Consider the following 14073-nt stretch of genomic DNA (forward strand, 5'->3'; position numbering starts at 1 on the left):
TATGATTTAGGAATTTAGTATTTGTTTTAATGGAGATTTAATACTGATTTCATAAGCTTGTGAGAATCTGTACAGATGATAGAAATAATTTCTTTGCTGAATAAGTATGAGCTTGGAATACTTTCTAAAAATAACTAAAAGGAATATACAATCAGACCCAGTGCTTCAAACAACTCCGAGCGCATCCACATCGCGGGCACAGTATCCGATATCGTATTTCGACAAATTCCCAGAAAATCATCGGTGTGCGATCAAGCTGTAACAAACAATCCTTAGACGAATTTTGAGGTGTTGGAATGCTCAATCCATCAATTGGCTATCTGCGGCTCACTAGCTTTTCGGACTACACAGATAGTGGTTTATTTGTAGATGCACTCAAGGAACTTGAAACTGCGCTCGACTGAGTCTTCACTGCTTCTAAAAAGCTTCAAGGGCTTGTGATTACTTTCCCTTTTGTTGTGCGGGCTGCCGAACATGAAACCCTTTAAACTAAGAAGTTCTTTCTTTTGACAGATTTTCAAAATTCGCTTGCGCTCTTTCTGACAACGCGATCGCATGTTTTTTTGACATCGCCGTAGCTCAACGGAAAGGTGAAATACAACCAAACTGCATAGTTAATGATTTCGGTGAGAAAGCGATGGTGGATGTGCACTAGAGGTAAGGAACCGAGGGGTATCCAGATTCTACTATCTGCTGCTCCCTTCATTAACTTGACAATGCCTTCGACGGATATCCCGCCAGATTTGTGTAGCAGCAAGCGCTCCATCAGCTGCTGCAATAACTACTTGATTTAGTCCGACTTTGAGGTCCCCAATTGCAAAAATTCGGGGATGGGAGGTACAAGCCATCTTATCCGTAACCAAATTACCACCCTGCTTTTCCAGATTGAATCCTTGGAGATAATCGGCGTGATATTTTGAACCCATTGAGATTAATCCAGCTTCTAACTCAATCACTGTACCATCTTCCAGTTCTACTCCACTCATCTGGTGGTTCTTGCCCAAAAATTGCTTAATAGGTGTTTCCACCAACTTATAACCATATTTCTGTAATTTCTGACGCAACTGGAATGCCACCTCAAATTTCCCCTGGGTAAACAAGGTAATGTAGGGTGTAAACCAACCAAGAGGAAAGACTACTTCTGCATTACTGTTGCTATTTGCAAACACACCTACCTTTTTGTTTGCCATTTCATAGCCATCGCAGATGAGACATACGTGCAGATTGTACCCAGCATAATCGTAAACATTTTGCATATTTTCCATCTCTGGCAAGTAGTCAATAATACCACTAGCCACAATTAGGTATTTGGAACGGAACTTTTGATAGACGCTATCTTGCCTGCCAACTTTGACGTGCACGGCAAAGGTTTCTCCTTCATCTACTACTTCTTCCACATAACCATCAAGAAGGTCTCCGCCAAGGGATAAGTAATGTTCTCTACCTTGCTTAAGCAGCGTGCGACCAGGTGTGTCTGCAGGCAAACCCACGTAATTGTGCAGTTCTTGCATCCAGAATGATCGGGCTTTGCCTTTATCGATAATTAGACTGGAGAGGAGATAACGTTGTAGATAAATTCCAGCAGACAAACCACCTGCTCCGCCACCAACAACAATTGCATCATAAATGTGGTCAGTATGTTCTGCAAGAGTTCGTTTTGTGAGTTTCATAGCTTTGTCCTCATAGCAACTTGAATTTTAAATAGGACATTGACAAATTTAAGATTTAATAAGGACGGCAACGAACTCAAGAATGCTGCCATTTTTGATAACCAGTAGGTAAAAAGCACAGAGATAGTAGGGGATGTAGGCTATGACGGAGCTAAGTTGGTCAAAGATCACAAGCGTTATATCTTGGTTGAGTTGCGATCGCTTATCTTAGTGCCATTTTATTATGAGGCTTTAAAGTCATAGGATTTGTAGCGAGCAATTTGGTAGTTGTAGAACTTTCTCTGTAAAGGCATGATTATTCTACACCTCCAACAATTAATTGGTAAATAATAGTCAAATTAACTTTTTGGTTTGCTTAGTAAAGCGCAAGTATTATTTTTAAATCTCAAATGTTGTAGAAATAACATGCATCAGCATCGGATGGGCAACATTGCTGTTGCGATTTAAGTAATATCGTTTATAGGCGACGACTCTGAGCGCTTCTTCATAGTGAATGCCCGCCTGCTGGAATACCTCAAAAACTTGGGTTGCAGCACAATGCTGCCGCCACGGCTATCGAGTTGATGAAGAGAACGTTCGTAAATCATTACGTCCCAAGCAATTGCTTAAAGCAAAACTCCTGCCAACAATCCGTCTAGCAATCTGCTAATGATGAATGAACACGCGTTTTCCTAAAGATTGCATTTTTCATATTCTCCTCGGCATTGCTTTTAGCATTCTCAGCGTGGTTTCAAGTCATGATTACGTAGAGATATCTATTGTTCCAAACCAGATACCTGCGATGCCGATAAGCAGGAGCCCAGCAAGACAAACGCCTGTCCACTGAAAAGCGCTCCAACCATAAGTTCCAACGACCGATCCCAAAGATGCGCCTAAAAATGTGGAGACCATGAACACGGTATTAAGTCGGCTGCGAGCATCGGGAAGCAAGCTATACACTTTGACTTGATTGGCAACTAAAGCACCTTGGCTACTCAAGTTGAGTAACATGCTACCCACGATTAAGCCCCACACCTGAGTTTCAAATTTCCAAAAGATTAGATACGCTGCAATTGAAGCTAAGAGCGCCATGCCGACCATTGATCGTAGGGTCTTTGCTGTTCCACGATCGGCAATTTGTCCTAATACCGGAGCTGCTAAAATTCCTCCAATTCCAACGAAGCCGAACAGACCAACCACATTACTGCCATACGAGTAAGGAGGGCGCGTTAACAAAAACGCCAATGTTGACCAAAACACACTCAACGCACCAAACAGTATCGCTTGAATTAAACTGGCTTCGCGAAGGACGGGCTGCGATTTCACTAATCCCCATAGCGATTGCAATAATTGTAAATAGGTCAGCTTTAGGGTGGGCTGGCTTTTCGGGAGCAATTGAGCAGACGCGATCGCTAATGCAGTCATCCCACCACCCGCGCTCCAATAAATACTGCGCCAGCCATATTGTTCTCCGAGCCATCCACCTACTGGTCTTGCAAGCAAGCTGCCGACAAACAAGGCACTCATCAGATTACCTACGATTTTGCCTTGTGCATTCGGTGGAACTAACTCAGTGGCAAACGGCAGCAGAATCTGCGCGACAATCGTCGTTGCTCCAATTCCATAGCTTGCCACGACTAAACTGTTGAGGTTTGGAGAGAGTGCAGCTATAATCAAAACGCTTGCGGTGATGAGTAGCATCGTCACAATTAGTTGCCGACGCTCTAGTCGATCCCCTAACGGAACGAAAAGTAGCAGTCCAGACGCATACCCCAGTTGAGTGAGTGTGGGAATCCAGCCGACTTGATCGGCACTGGCATTGAAACTTTCAGCAATCGCCGCAAGTATCGGCTGATTATAGTAAAGATTGGCAACGGCAACGGCACACGTAATTGCCATTAACCAAAATATTTGAAGGGTCATACGGATTCAACTTAAGCGTCTTTTGCAAGTTCTCGATCAAAGCAAGCAAGCTGTTGATCGATCGCACCAGGTAATAGGTAAAATAAGGAGATAGCACCACACAAAAGAAGGCTGAGTGTCGCATTAACCAACGCTAGGGTTGCAGCCAAAGAATATGAAATTGGATAGCCCATGCTCCAAATTGACGCTTGACGAACAATATGTCGTTGAATCAAGTTTTCGCTCTTGATATACCTATTTAGAACGTAAAACCAAAGTGCATTGTAAACATATCCAGTAATCGCGAGTGAAAATCCATAAAAGCCAACAATGCTTGGATACTGGCTGTACTGCCCCACAATCGCTGTCGAGCATGGAATAAATGCAATACACATTAACAGAAATAAATTCAGCGTTAACGTGATTCGATCCACCCGTTTGAGAAAATGAAATAGGGCATGGTGATTTAGCCAAATCACACCAATTACAATGAAACTCGTTGCGTAGGTCAGGACATGTGGCACAAGATGTAAGAGTTCTCGCCAAATCGCTGTCGGCGAAGCATGAGAAAGATCGGCAATCCGAATTTCAATCGCGAGTAGAGTCGCTGCGATCGCGAATACGCCATCACTGAATGCCTCGAAGCGGTTGAGACTCATCAGTGATGTTCGCTGTTGAATGAAAGACTGAGACATTAAGCCATTTCCTTCAAGTATTTATCTTTTCGTACATTCTCTGAGCAACTCCTTCAGCATAAGCCTGATCTGCCTTGGCAAAATGTGCAAGTTGTCTTTCGATGATAAATTGTGGTACACCCTTCATTGAGTCTGCAATGTTGCCGAATAGCCGCTGTTTTGAGTCTTCTGGCAACAATCGAAATAGATTACCTGCTTGAGTGTAATCGTCGTTGTCAACGCGGTGATCGTAACGATCTGCATCACCAAAAATCTTCAATGGCGGTTCCTGATACTGTGGATTTGCTACTGGCCCCCCAAAGCTATTTGGTTCATAGTTAACCGACCCACCATCATTACCGTCAAAGCGCATCAAGCCATCACGGTGGTAGGTATGCTTCCCAGTTACATGGGGACAGTTCACTGGCAAACTTTCATAGTTGACACCCAGCCGATAGCGATGGGCATCAGTGTAGGACAAGATGCGTGCCTGAAGCATTTTATCTGGACTCAAGGAAATTCCCGGCACGACGTTGGAGGGAGCAAAGGCAACTTGTTCAATTTCGGCAAAATAGTTTTCTGAATTGTGGTTGAGTTCAATAATTCCCACTTCAATAAGAGGATAATCTTGATGTGGCCAAACCTTAGTTAAATCGAAAGGATTGTAAGGTGTCTTTTGTGCATCCGCTTCTGGCATAATCTGTACAAAGAAACGCCATCTGGGATAATTACCCTGCTCAATCGCATAGAATAGGTCACGCTGAAAACTTTCGCGGTCTTCTCCAATAATCTTAGCGGCTTGCTCATTCGTGAGGTTGCGAATACCCTGTAAAGTTTTGAGATGAAATTTGACCCAAAAACGCTGATTGTTTGTGTTAATGAAACTAAAAGTATGGCTACCATAGCCATTCATATGACGATAGCTTGCAGGTAATCCGCGATCGCTAAACAGAATTGTTACTTGATGCAGACTTTCAGGTAAGAGTGACCAGAAGTCCCACATGGCAGTAGGATTACGTAGATTGGTTTTGGGGTTGCGCTTTTGGGTGCGGATGAAATCGCTGAATTTGAGCGGATCGCGCACAAAGAAGACAGGAGTGTTGTTCCCGACTAAATCCCAGTTACCTTCTTCAGTGTAGAACTTGAGGGCAAAGCCACGCACATCTCGCTCTGCATCAGCAGCACCACGTTCGCCTGCCACTGTGGAAAACCTAACGAGGACTTCGGTTTGTTTGCCAACTTGTGAAAAAAGTTTTGCCTTTGTATATTGTGTAATGTCGTTTGTAACGGTAAAAATGCCATAAGCTCCAGAACCTTTAGCGTGAACCACCCGTTCTGGAATGCGCTCACGGTTGAAGTGGGCTATCTTCTCAATTAAGTAAAAGTCTTGCATGAGCAGTGGACCTCGTGGTCCGGCTGTCAGCGAGTTTTGATTATCAGCAACTGGTATTCCTGCATCTGTAGTCAATATCTTTTTATTTTGATTCTCGTCCATGATTGAAGTTCCAATAATTTTGTAACGCTTTTGTTAGAGGATTTTGTGTCAACACATATCCTGGTTAGGATTGATTGATGGGCAGACGAACCTTAAAGCTTGTGTTGCTTGGTTCCGAAAACAAGCGAATGTCTCCGTGATGCTGAAACACTACAATACGATAGGCAATCTCTAGACCTAATCCCGTCCCTGCACCGACCTCCTTCGTTGTAAAAAACGGCTCAAAGATTCGGGACTGAATCTCCAGAGGAATGCCTGGTCCATTATCTGCTATCTCCACCAGCACGTAGTCAATCTCTCGTGCAGTGCGCACCCAAATCTGCCCAGATTCGCCTAGCGCATCGATAGCGTTGTCAATTAGATTCGTCCAAACCTGGTTAAGTTCGGTGCCATATGCACTAATGCGCGGCAGATTCGGGTCGTACTCGCGTGTTACAACAATGCCGCTCTTCTTTCTTAGTTTATAACTGAGGATGGTTAGTGTACTTTCAAGACCCTCATGCACATCTACCTCTTGCAGTGGAGATTGATCCATGTAGGAATACGCCTTAACAGCCTTAACTAGCTCGGAGATGCGAGTAGTACCCTGTTCGAGCACATCCAGCAGACTTATTACACTCAGCGTTGCCTCCAGCCAGTTCAGCACATCGCTAAGTGCATTGACACTCACCTGCGATCTAATCGATTCCAATTCAGTAGTGTTAATTCCAGCTGCAACTAGGGTAGAAACGAAGATCCATCCATCGGCAATATCGTGCTCTTCCAGCCAGTTCGCTAATTCGTCTTCCAGCTTAATTTGAGTCAATGGATCTAAACGGTTGGGAGTAGTGAAGTGCTTAATAGCATCACGCTTTAGCTTCGAGAGGCACTGGAGTTGAACTGGCGTGAGGTGTTGCTCAATCGGCCTAAGTGCAAAGGCTTCTAATATCGCGATTGGAGTGCGCAACTGTTCCGCAACCCGATGTACTGCTGATGCTGGATTGTTGATCTCATGAGCAAGACCAGCGGCCAGTGTACCCAAGGATATGAGTTTCTCGTGCTGTTGGGATAAGACCTGCAACTCTTGCATTCGCCTTGCCATACAACCAAGTATAACTTTTCTAACTGACGGACAGATTACGAGCATCTGCCAAAAATCGTCTTTTTTTATACAATACACATGGCTTCTGCATACTGCTTGCCCACTTGCCAAGTGAACCGTACCCGTAAGTAGAGGAACTTCTCCTAAAAACATACCAGTATCGTATGTATTTAAAAAAAGCTCCTGGTTATAAATCTTTCTCGAAATCCGCACAGTTCCTTCGAGTACCACATAAAAGAGTTCGACTGGCTCTCCTTGATTAAACAGCATTTCTCCTGGATTCAGCCAGACCTGAATACCCTGTGTTAGGTACTGAAGTTGCTCCTCTGTTAATTCTTGAAACAGGGGTATTTTACGTAATGCCTCAAGCATCGCAAGAACCTAGACAGTTTCTATTTTGTTACATCTTCCGCAAATTTTACTGAGACTTAAGTATTGGTGACTGGCATAGCACTAAAGGCGATCGCTTCTGCCATATTCCGTGTATTACCCGTATTCTGTTGTGGAAATTATCAATAAATTCGTCATTTTTAATCTCCTTAGTTTTGCTCAACAACGGCATTTCCTGCCAGCATATCCAGCAGAACCAGTACATTTGGTTATTACGAATATGTTGTAGTAGTTGATGGGAGCAGAAGGACAATTTTTCACTAAAGCAGCTGGTATATGGATGACCGCTGACTACTATAAACTCCTAGAGGTCAGTTTCCCGTAGGGTAAGCATTGATCGAGAAATCACTAAGAGCCATTGCTGCCCAAAATGAAGCTTTCCACTCTAGATAACTTCACTTTCATCAATCAGCACAACAATGCTTGTCTTTTATACTGGCAATTTAAAAATGTTTTCTCCAGGGAATATTAGGAAGTTAAATATGAAATTAAAAAAGTATATATTTTGCTGGTTCAACACCTATGTGTTTTTTAAGCATATAAAGTTTTGATAAAAATAACTAAATTGAGGAAAAAAGAACGCTGTCAGTGACGTATTTGAAATTAATATTAAGCGAAGCGAAACATGAGATTCTGAACGATAGCGAAGAATAATATTCCGGCGCAAGATGTGACTTTACTTAATTTTGTAGTAAAAACAGGTGGTAGATGCGATCGCAATCTTTGCCACTGTTCGTCTGTTAAGTAGTTACGTCTCATATTACGAGATTACCGTGATTTGCAGACACGCCCTAAGCTTCATAAGTTCATCCTTAACATCCGGATGTTCGCTTGTTAAAACTTTTTTGAAGTTGAAAATTGGAATTGACTTATCACGCAACAAACAAAAGGAGCATGAAGAATGCAACTGAACCACGTTAACCATATCAGCGCTTCTGTCCGCGATCTTGACCGCTCGATTGAGTTTTACCGTGACCTTACAGGCGGTGAAATTGAGAATGAAGGAAGAGGAAACAGTCCGTCTGGTGATAACCTTGTCAATGAAATGAAAACTGCCAAGCAAGAATTCTAACTTCGGCAAATTTCCCACTTCTATAAGGCTGATCCAGACTACGGTATGCGGGTCAAGATTTAAACATCTATATCAAAAAGGAAGTGCTTAATTAGTTGAGCAAGTTGCACTGAAACATAATCAATAGTCTGCATCAGTTCCCTTCTAATATAAGCAGGAGTCGCTTAAGGGATGTATCAAAACAATGAGGCTTGATATGCAGAAGCGAAATAACTACTACAAAGATTTATCAGCTGATTATTCTAGACCAGGACTTGTTCCTGACGATCTAGGGAAAAAACTCATCAGTGATGCTGAGAAGTATATTGCACTTCAAAAACCAACTTTACCTGAAATTACTCCCGAATACACCTTACAACTCATAGAAAAAGAGAATAAGGAATGGTGGCCAACTCACTGTGAAGCTTTGCGGCAAGCTAGAGGTGATCTACTAGCAGGCGAGTACACCGATAATCTAGTTTACTTTTGTCAAGATGGGCCTTTTTACGGCAAAACAGCAGGGACAAAACGAGAGGCAAACTGGTGGGCAATTATTGCTCAACCAGAGGTAACTATGGTTTGGCCCATTGTGATGTTTCATGGTGAAACTGTCTATTTTGAATGGAAATGTCTTGACGACGAAACAAATGAAACTTTAGCTAAGGGAAATGTGACATATCTGCGTCGTGGGCATAGAGGTGGATGCTACCTCAAAACTGAGCAGCTGACCTTTTACAGGGATGTTTTTGCATCCGAGAGACTAATGAAGTTAATCACCACTTAGAGGTTAATCGTGATGAAAAAATCTAATGTTACAGAAGTATTCCAAGCTTTTAATGAGATAAATTCAGCTTTTGGCGGTCTGACAGAGTGGTATGCTCGTGGAGTCCAAGAAAGTTCCGGTCTGACTCTCAAACAGCGTGCTTTCATGTCCATTGCTTGCGATGTTTGCGAACAAACACTATACGGCCCACTAGAATTCCACATCAAAATGGCCTTAGAAAATGGTGCGACTCGCCAGGACGTGAAAGAAGCAATCTTGCATATGGGAGTATACGGAGCCTACCCGAAGTGTTTTGAAACAATTGCCAGGCTGAAGGAAATTTACACAGAATTCGACAAAAAGGGTCTGTATCTCACTGGAGATAAGGTTTCGCACCCCAAGCCAGAGCATAACTGGATATTAGATACCGATGTCAAAGATGGACTGATAGCATTTGAACCTCAGTATGGCGATCTCTCGTCACGTATGGCAGGTGAGGTTTGGGGACGTCCTGGTTTGACACCAATGGAACGGGTCTATATTTCTATTTCAGGCGATGTGTGCCAGCAGACATTAAGTGCAGATGGTCCTTTTCCTTTCCATGCCAACTTGTGCCTCCAAAATGGGATGACACAAAAGCAGGTACGCGAGATGATCATGTACCTAACGGTTGATGTTGGCTTCTTAAGAGTCTGGAATGCACTCGAAGCACTCAATGCACATTTTACCAGACTAGATTCTCAAATCGCAGAACCACTTGCAGGTTCACGTAAATAACAATTTGTCGTTATTTGCAAGTTACATTCTTAGCTCACAAGTTATATTACGATGATTGAGAACAATTTTGTAATTGATGCAGCGGTACACGCTTTTGACTTCTCAAACGAGAACAGAGTCAGAAGCTATCCTCCAGATAAGTTTCAGGATGTACAAAATTTTTGGCATCAGGTTATCCATGCATCATTAGAATCTCTAGAACCTGGTTATTTGCTGGGTTTTGAAGAGTTTACAAAGCGTTGGCAAGCGGAGGATCTTGCTCATGCCTTGTTTGTCGAATCCGATTTGGACATGGTGGTCGCCCACAGTGTTCAGATCTCGGCGGTTCTCCAGAATGGACCTAGCCCTTGGGATACTCATGTTGAACTGAAGCGTTTAGCTCCTGACCGCGTACTACTCTATGCAGAGGTAGATACCTTCGCAGAAGACAAAAATGCACTTTTTGACCACATGGAAAAACGAGTGAGCCAGGGAGCGGTTGGCTTTAAGTTCTATCCTTCCAATGGTATGTTTGACATCAAGTCAAACAAGATGGTCTCGATGTTTTATGACGATCCAGAAAATGCATATAAGCTCTTTGAAAAAGCTCGTGAATTGGGAGTCAAACATGTAGCCTTTCACAAAGCACAACCTGTAGGACCTGGACCTTCAGACGTGGTCAACGTCCAAGACATTTCAACTGCGGCAGCAGTGTTTCCTGACATGACATTTGAAGTTGTGCATACCGGCTGGGCTTTTTTAGAGGATTCAGCACTACAAATGCAGATGCATCCCAACGTCTACGCCAATCTAGAATCCACGATGGGTTTAGTTGTACGCCAGCCTCGCCGATTTGCCCACATTATCGGGAAATTGCTACAGTATGGCAAGCCAGAGCAGTTACTTTTTAGCTCTGGATGCGTGTTAAATCATCCCGATCCAATTATCAAGGCATTTATAGCCTTTGAGATGCCTGAGGATCTACGTGAAGGATATGAATATCCGGAGTTAACACTGGAAATTAAAAGGAAAATCCTCGGTGAAAACATGGCACGGATTCACGGTATAGACATTGAGCAGATCAAAAACCGAATTAAAAATGATAGATGGAGTCGCCTGAAAGCTAAGGGTAAAGCGGAACCGTGGAGTTCACATCGTGCCCGCATAGGAAGTGTCAATAAAATTGCGAGTAGAAGATGATTTTCCGGTCAACGGTATCTTGGGTGGCTGATGTCTTAAGCCTATATTCCGCAGGTAAGCGAGGAGATTAGTAGTGCATTAAAGAAGTGTCATGCCAAGCCCAAGGAGCGATCGCTAACCCTATTCTTATAGCAGCAGTTTTCCTTGCGGCTATGAACCCAAATTCAGTTGAAAGAAGTGTTGGGCTTGGCTCAAAAGTCGTATTCGCAAGACTGTATCTCACTTCCCTTGCTTGCGGCAGGCAATAGACTTTATTCTAAAACATGCTGTGTCCTAATACTACTGGCGATAGCTATAAAACAAACAGCAGTCTCAGCGATGGAAACTAGTAGAGCGACAAGGTTGATTTGATGGATAAAATTTAAAGCTTTTTCTCCTTGTCTCCCTTGTCCTTCTTTTCCCATCTGAATCCATCAATTCAAAGTTGATAGACTAGTTGTCAACTTTGAATTGAGGGATTAAAAAAACACGTTAATCTATAAAGACTGGATGTGGTGCTGTGTGTGATGCCCAAGAAAAAATACTTTGTTGACCTAACCTTAGAACAGAGAGAATACGCACGAAAAACTCACAACTAAAGGTAAAGAAAATGCCTACAAAATCAACCTTGCGCGTGTATTACTGAAAGCTGACATCAATCAAGAAGGGGGAAGTTGGACAGATGGAGCGATCGCAAAAGCATTAGATATTAGTGTTACAACGATTGAACGGCTAAAACGGCGATTTGTGGAGTCTGGTTTAGAAGCGACAATCAACCGTAAACCCCAACCGGAGAGCAATCCACACAACTTTAATCACAGAAGTTACTGCTTGGGTGACACAGAGAAATCAAGGCTCGCGGACTGTTGACTAGCAGTTTTACACAGCAGATGCACGGATTAAACTTAAGCGCCTTAATCCCTCAATTCAAACTTGACAAAGTACTAGTGAGTAGAGAAGTTAAAGCATGAACAATTCACTCAAAACTAAAGAAGATGTAATTGCTTTGGTTCAAACTAAGATGAATGAGGTTTACGACCCCTGTGGGCTGGCTCGGGGTCTCTCAATTGGAATGGTAGATATGGGGCTTATTTGCAGTATCGATGTTGAACCTGTAGACAATACTTGGAAAGTGTTTTTACGGATTCGTTTTACCTCTGCAGGATGTGAATACTTCCCCTATTTTGAGAGGGAAATCCGTGAGCGACTAGAAGTATATCAGCAAATTGAAAGTATCAGCTTAGAATGGGATAAGAACATGGATTGGACTCCTGAGAATTTGAGCGAGGTGGCTAAATCAAAGTTGGAGGAACATAATGAAAAGCTTCTGTCAGCTGCGTTGCAAAGACAGCAGTTGAGATAAAACCTTAAATTTCACATCGAGGCTGGGAAGTTCCTTCAACTATTAATATAACTCTTTCCAAAAGAGGCTCTCTGTTCTAGCAACCAGGTCTTTCATCTTTATTGGTTCAGTGCCACATACTAATTGGCTGAATGGTGTTATGAAGAGTACAAGCAAGGCTTTATCTCTTTTGGATGTTATCAACCAAGTTCCGCCCCTTGTAGATAGCGATCGCATCCTGATTCAGCCATGTTTTTACATACATTTTGCCTCTTTTGTCAATCCGTAAGTCCTAGTGATTAGCGATCATTTAATTGAAAAATCTTATCTTCTTTTTGCTCTTTGCTCCACATTTTGTCTATTTTGTCAATGCGTAAGTTCTATTATGGTCAGGCGAGTAGCCTAACAATTGAGACTCTTCGTACATCCTCTAAGCTTGTGTGGCATTGTGGTCGATAGAAACACTGAGCAATATGTCGTTGTTAAGGGAGCTGTGCCGAGATATCTCAAGCTTCAATTCAAGGTTCTTTGCATTCAAAGAAAATTGCAGATGAGTTCGGTTCTAGAGGATCTGATCGGTAAATGGATACAAGCAGGTGGACCTTTTCCTGAATACCTTGTCAATTGGTCTAGCTCTAACCAAGATAATGAGAATGTAAAGGGATATATCCCAGAATCTCTAAAGCTTCAGTTCAAAGCCCTCTGCGCACAAAAGCGAGTCACAATGTGTTCTGTTCTATATCACCTTATCGATGAATGGGTGCGGACGGGTGGTTCTACTTCTGAATCCCCGTAGTTTTGAAAGATTAATTTTATCAACTTTTATAACTTACGCAAAGCCCCACTTTTTAATGGTAGGGCTGTTTCATTCTCTAAAAGGCGTAAAATGACAAGCGTTGAGGGATGAGAAACAATGGCTGCAAATTTGATTGAACAACTGCAGCAAGTTAAAGACTTTAGAACAAAAGATGGGCAAAGACATCCAACGAACTCGAAATCGAGTCACAACAAGTACTGTACAAATTTTCAATGATTTAACTGGTATCAGTCAACAATGGATTGGCTTGAAGTCGTTAATCAAAGTTGAAAGAATTGGTACTCCTGCAGGCAAACCATATCACTAAGTTTCTTACTACATTACTGGTGGCGTGCTTTCAGCAGTTGATTTTGCCCAAAGAATTCGCAGACATTGGGCGATTGAGAAGTCTGCATTGGGTTAAGGATATGGTTTTTGATGAGGATCGTTTGACTATACGCATGGGGAGCATTCCTGCCAATCTATCGATTGTGCGAGTGTTAGCGAAGCTCCTCCGTTCGCCGTTGGGCAAAGCCCTTCTCGCAGAGTAGGGTAGGAGACTTGCCCTCAATGTTCTGTGCCAAAATGATTATTCTTGCATCACGTGTGCCCACAGATTTCTCTTGCTTTGATATTGACAAAATCTTCTCCTTTGTGGAATGAAACAGCCCTACACTTTTTAAGGAGGATTGGGGGGATTTGCAACGTCTGAAACATATGATTTTCTGTAAATGGTGCCTAAGTTCTATCTGAACAACGCTGTATACTTCGGTAAAAAGTTAAAGCACCGTTGTTTCATATACAAAGTGCTAGGAAAAACAGCAGAACATTTTGGAGTCTGCTTGCACACTCTTCAGCGTTGGAAAGACCAAGACACGATAACTGCAATTATCGCTGGCTGAAATAAAGAAAATTCGTTCTTTTTTCTAAAACTGATTTAAGAGCGATAGAACGCCTTTAGAATAAAGACATAGATTTTTATGTATAATCTATTA

Annotated in this window: 17 protein-coding genes; 11 read left to right on the top strand and 6 right to left on the bottom strand. The window is 42.6% G+C overall.

All coding sequences use genetic code 11. From position 1 onward, the window contains the following. Positions 1 to 686: 686 nt before the first annotated feature. Positions 687 to 1670, bottom strand: a complete 984-nt coding sequence (locus UYC_RS0100840) for an NAD(P)/FAD-dependent oxidoreductase (protein WP_016877502.1) — start codon at positions 1668 to 1670, stop codon at positions 687 to 689. Between the two features lie 493 nt (positions 1671 to 2163). Between UYC_RS0100840 and UYC_RS37330 the strand changes: the two genes are divergently transcribed. Further along, a complete protein-coding gene (locus UYC_RS37330; RefSeq protein WP_157171191.1) occupies positions 2164 to 2319 on the top strand; it encodes a hypothetical protein in 156 nt (51 codons plus the stop codon). 92 nt (positions 2320 to 2411) lie between these two features. Here the strand turns inward: UYC_RS37330 and UYC_RS0100845 are convergent, their stop codons facing one another. The 5 genes from UYC_RS0100845 to UYC_RS37335 form a co-directional block, all read right to left on the bottom strand. After that, positions 2412 to 3572: an MFS transporter gene (locus UYC_RS0100845; protein ID WP_016877503.1), complete on the bottom strand. Its 1161-nt coding sequence runs from the start codon at positions 3570 to 3572 to the stop codon at positions 2412 to 2414. An 11-nt stretch (positions 3573 to 3583) separates the two neighbouring features. Beyond that, positions 3584 to 4246, bottom strand: coding sequence for a TMEM175 family protein (locus tag UYC_RS0100850; protein ID WP_016877504.1), 663 nt, complete (start codon positions 4244 to 4246; stop codon positions 3584 to 3586). A 13-nt stretch (positions 4247 to 4259) separates the two neighbouring features. Further along, positions 4260 to 5720, bottom strand: coding sequence for a catalase (locus UYC_RS0100855; protein WP_016877505.1), 1461 nt, complete (start codon positions 5718 to 5720; stop codon positions 4260 to 4262). A gap of 64 nt (positions 5721 to 5784) precedes the next feature. After that, positions 5785 to 7173, bottom strand: a complete 1389-nt coding sequence (locus tag UYC_RS0100860) for an ATP-binding protein (protein WP_016877506.1) — start codon at positions 7171 to 7173, stop codon at positions 5785 to 5787. Between the two features lie 627 nt (positions 7174 to 7800). Then, positions 7801 to 7950, bottom strand: a complete 150-nt coding sequence (locus UYC_RS37335) for a hypothetical protein (RefSeq protein WP_157171192.1) — start codon at positions 7948 to 7950, stop codon at positions 7801 to 7803. 142 nt (positions 7951 to 8092) lie between these two features. Between UYC_RS37335 and UYC_RS38715 the strand changes: the two genes are divergently transcribed. From UYC_RS38715 to UYC_RS37350, 10 genes are all read left to right on the top strand, one after another. Continuing rightward, positions 8093 to 8263 (top strand): VOC family protein, encoded by a 171-nt coding sequence (locus UYC_RS38715; protein WP_016877507.1) that lies wholly within the window; start codon positions 8093 to 8095, stop codon positions 8261 to 8263. Positions 8264 to 8459: 196 nt separating this feature from the next. After that, positions 8460 to 9026, top strand: a complete 567-nt coding sequence (locus tag UYC_RS0100870) for a hypothetical protein (RefSeq protein ID WP_026087659.1) — start codon at positions 8460 to 8462, stop codon at positions 9024 to 9026. 12 nt (positions 9027 to 9038) lie between these two features. Beyond that, positions 9039 to 9782, top strand: coding sequence for a carboxymuconolactone decarboxylase family protein (locus UYC_RS0100875; RefSeq protein WP_016879196.1), 744 nt, complete (start codon positions 9039 to 9041; stop codon positions 9780 to 9782). A 51-nt stretch (positions 9783 to 9833) separates the two neighbouring features. Next, positions 9834 to 10961 carry an amidohydrolase family protein gene (locus tag UYC_RS0100880; protein WP_016877510.1) on the top strand — a complete coding sequence of 376 codons (1128 nt, stop codon included), beginning with the start codon at positions 9834 to 9836 and terminating at the stop codon, positions 10959 to 10961. An 86-nt stretch (positions 10962 to 11047) separates the two neighbouring features. Further along, a complete protein-coding gene (locus UYC_RS37345) occupies positions 11048 to 11209 on the top strand; it encodes a hypothetical protein (protein WP_157171193.1) in 162 nt (53 codons plus the stop codon). Between the two features lie 439 nt (positions 11210 to 11648). After that, the gene (locus UYC_RS40285; RefSeq protein ID WP_392408703.1) at positions 11649 to 11810 is read left to right on the top strand and encodes a hypothetical protein; all 162 of its coding nucleotides are present in this window, start codon (positions 11649 to 11651) and stop codon (positions 11808 to 11810) included. A 97-nt stretch (positions 11811 to 11907) separates the two neighbouring features. Then, positions 11908 to 12303, top strand: a complete 396-nt coding sequence (locus tag UYC_RS0100890) for a metal-sulfur cluster assembly factor (protein ID WP_016877512.1) — start codon at positions 11908 to 11910, stop codon at positions 12301 to 12303. A gap of 139 nt (positions 12304 to 12442) precedes the next feature. Further along, positions 12443 to 12571, top strand: coding sequence for a hypothetical protein (locus UYC_RS39805; protein WP_268744015.1), 129 nt, complete (start codon positions 12443 to 12445; stop codon positions 12569 to 12571). A 261-nt stretch (positions 12572 to 12832) separates the two neighbouring features. Further along, entirely contained in the window at positions 12833 to 13078 is a 246-nt protein-coding gene (locus tag UYC_RS0100895) for a hypothetical protein (RefSeq protein WP_235083045.1), read from the top strand. Positions 13079 to 13211: 133 nt separating this feature from the next. Then, on the top strand, positions 13212 to 13406 hold the full coding sequence (locus tag UYC_RS37350; RefSeq protein WP_127011310.1) for a hypothetical protein: 195 nt from the start codon (positions 13212 to 13214) through the stop codon (positions 13404 to 13406). Positions 13407 to 14073 lie beyond the last annotated feature (667 nt).

This window comes from Chlorogloeopsis fritschii PCC 6912 (assembly GCF_000317285.1).
GTDB classification, from domain to species: domain Bacteria; phylum Cyanobacteriota; class Cyanobacteriia; order Cyanobacteriales; family Nostocaceae; genus Chlorogloeopsis; species Chlorogloeopsis fritschii.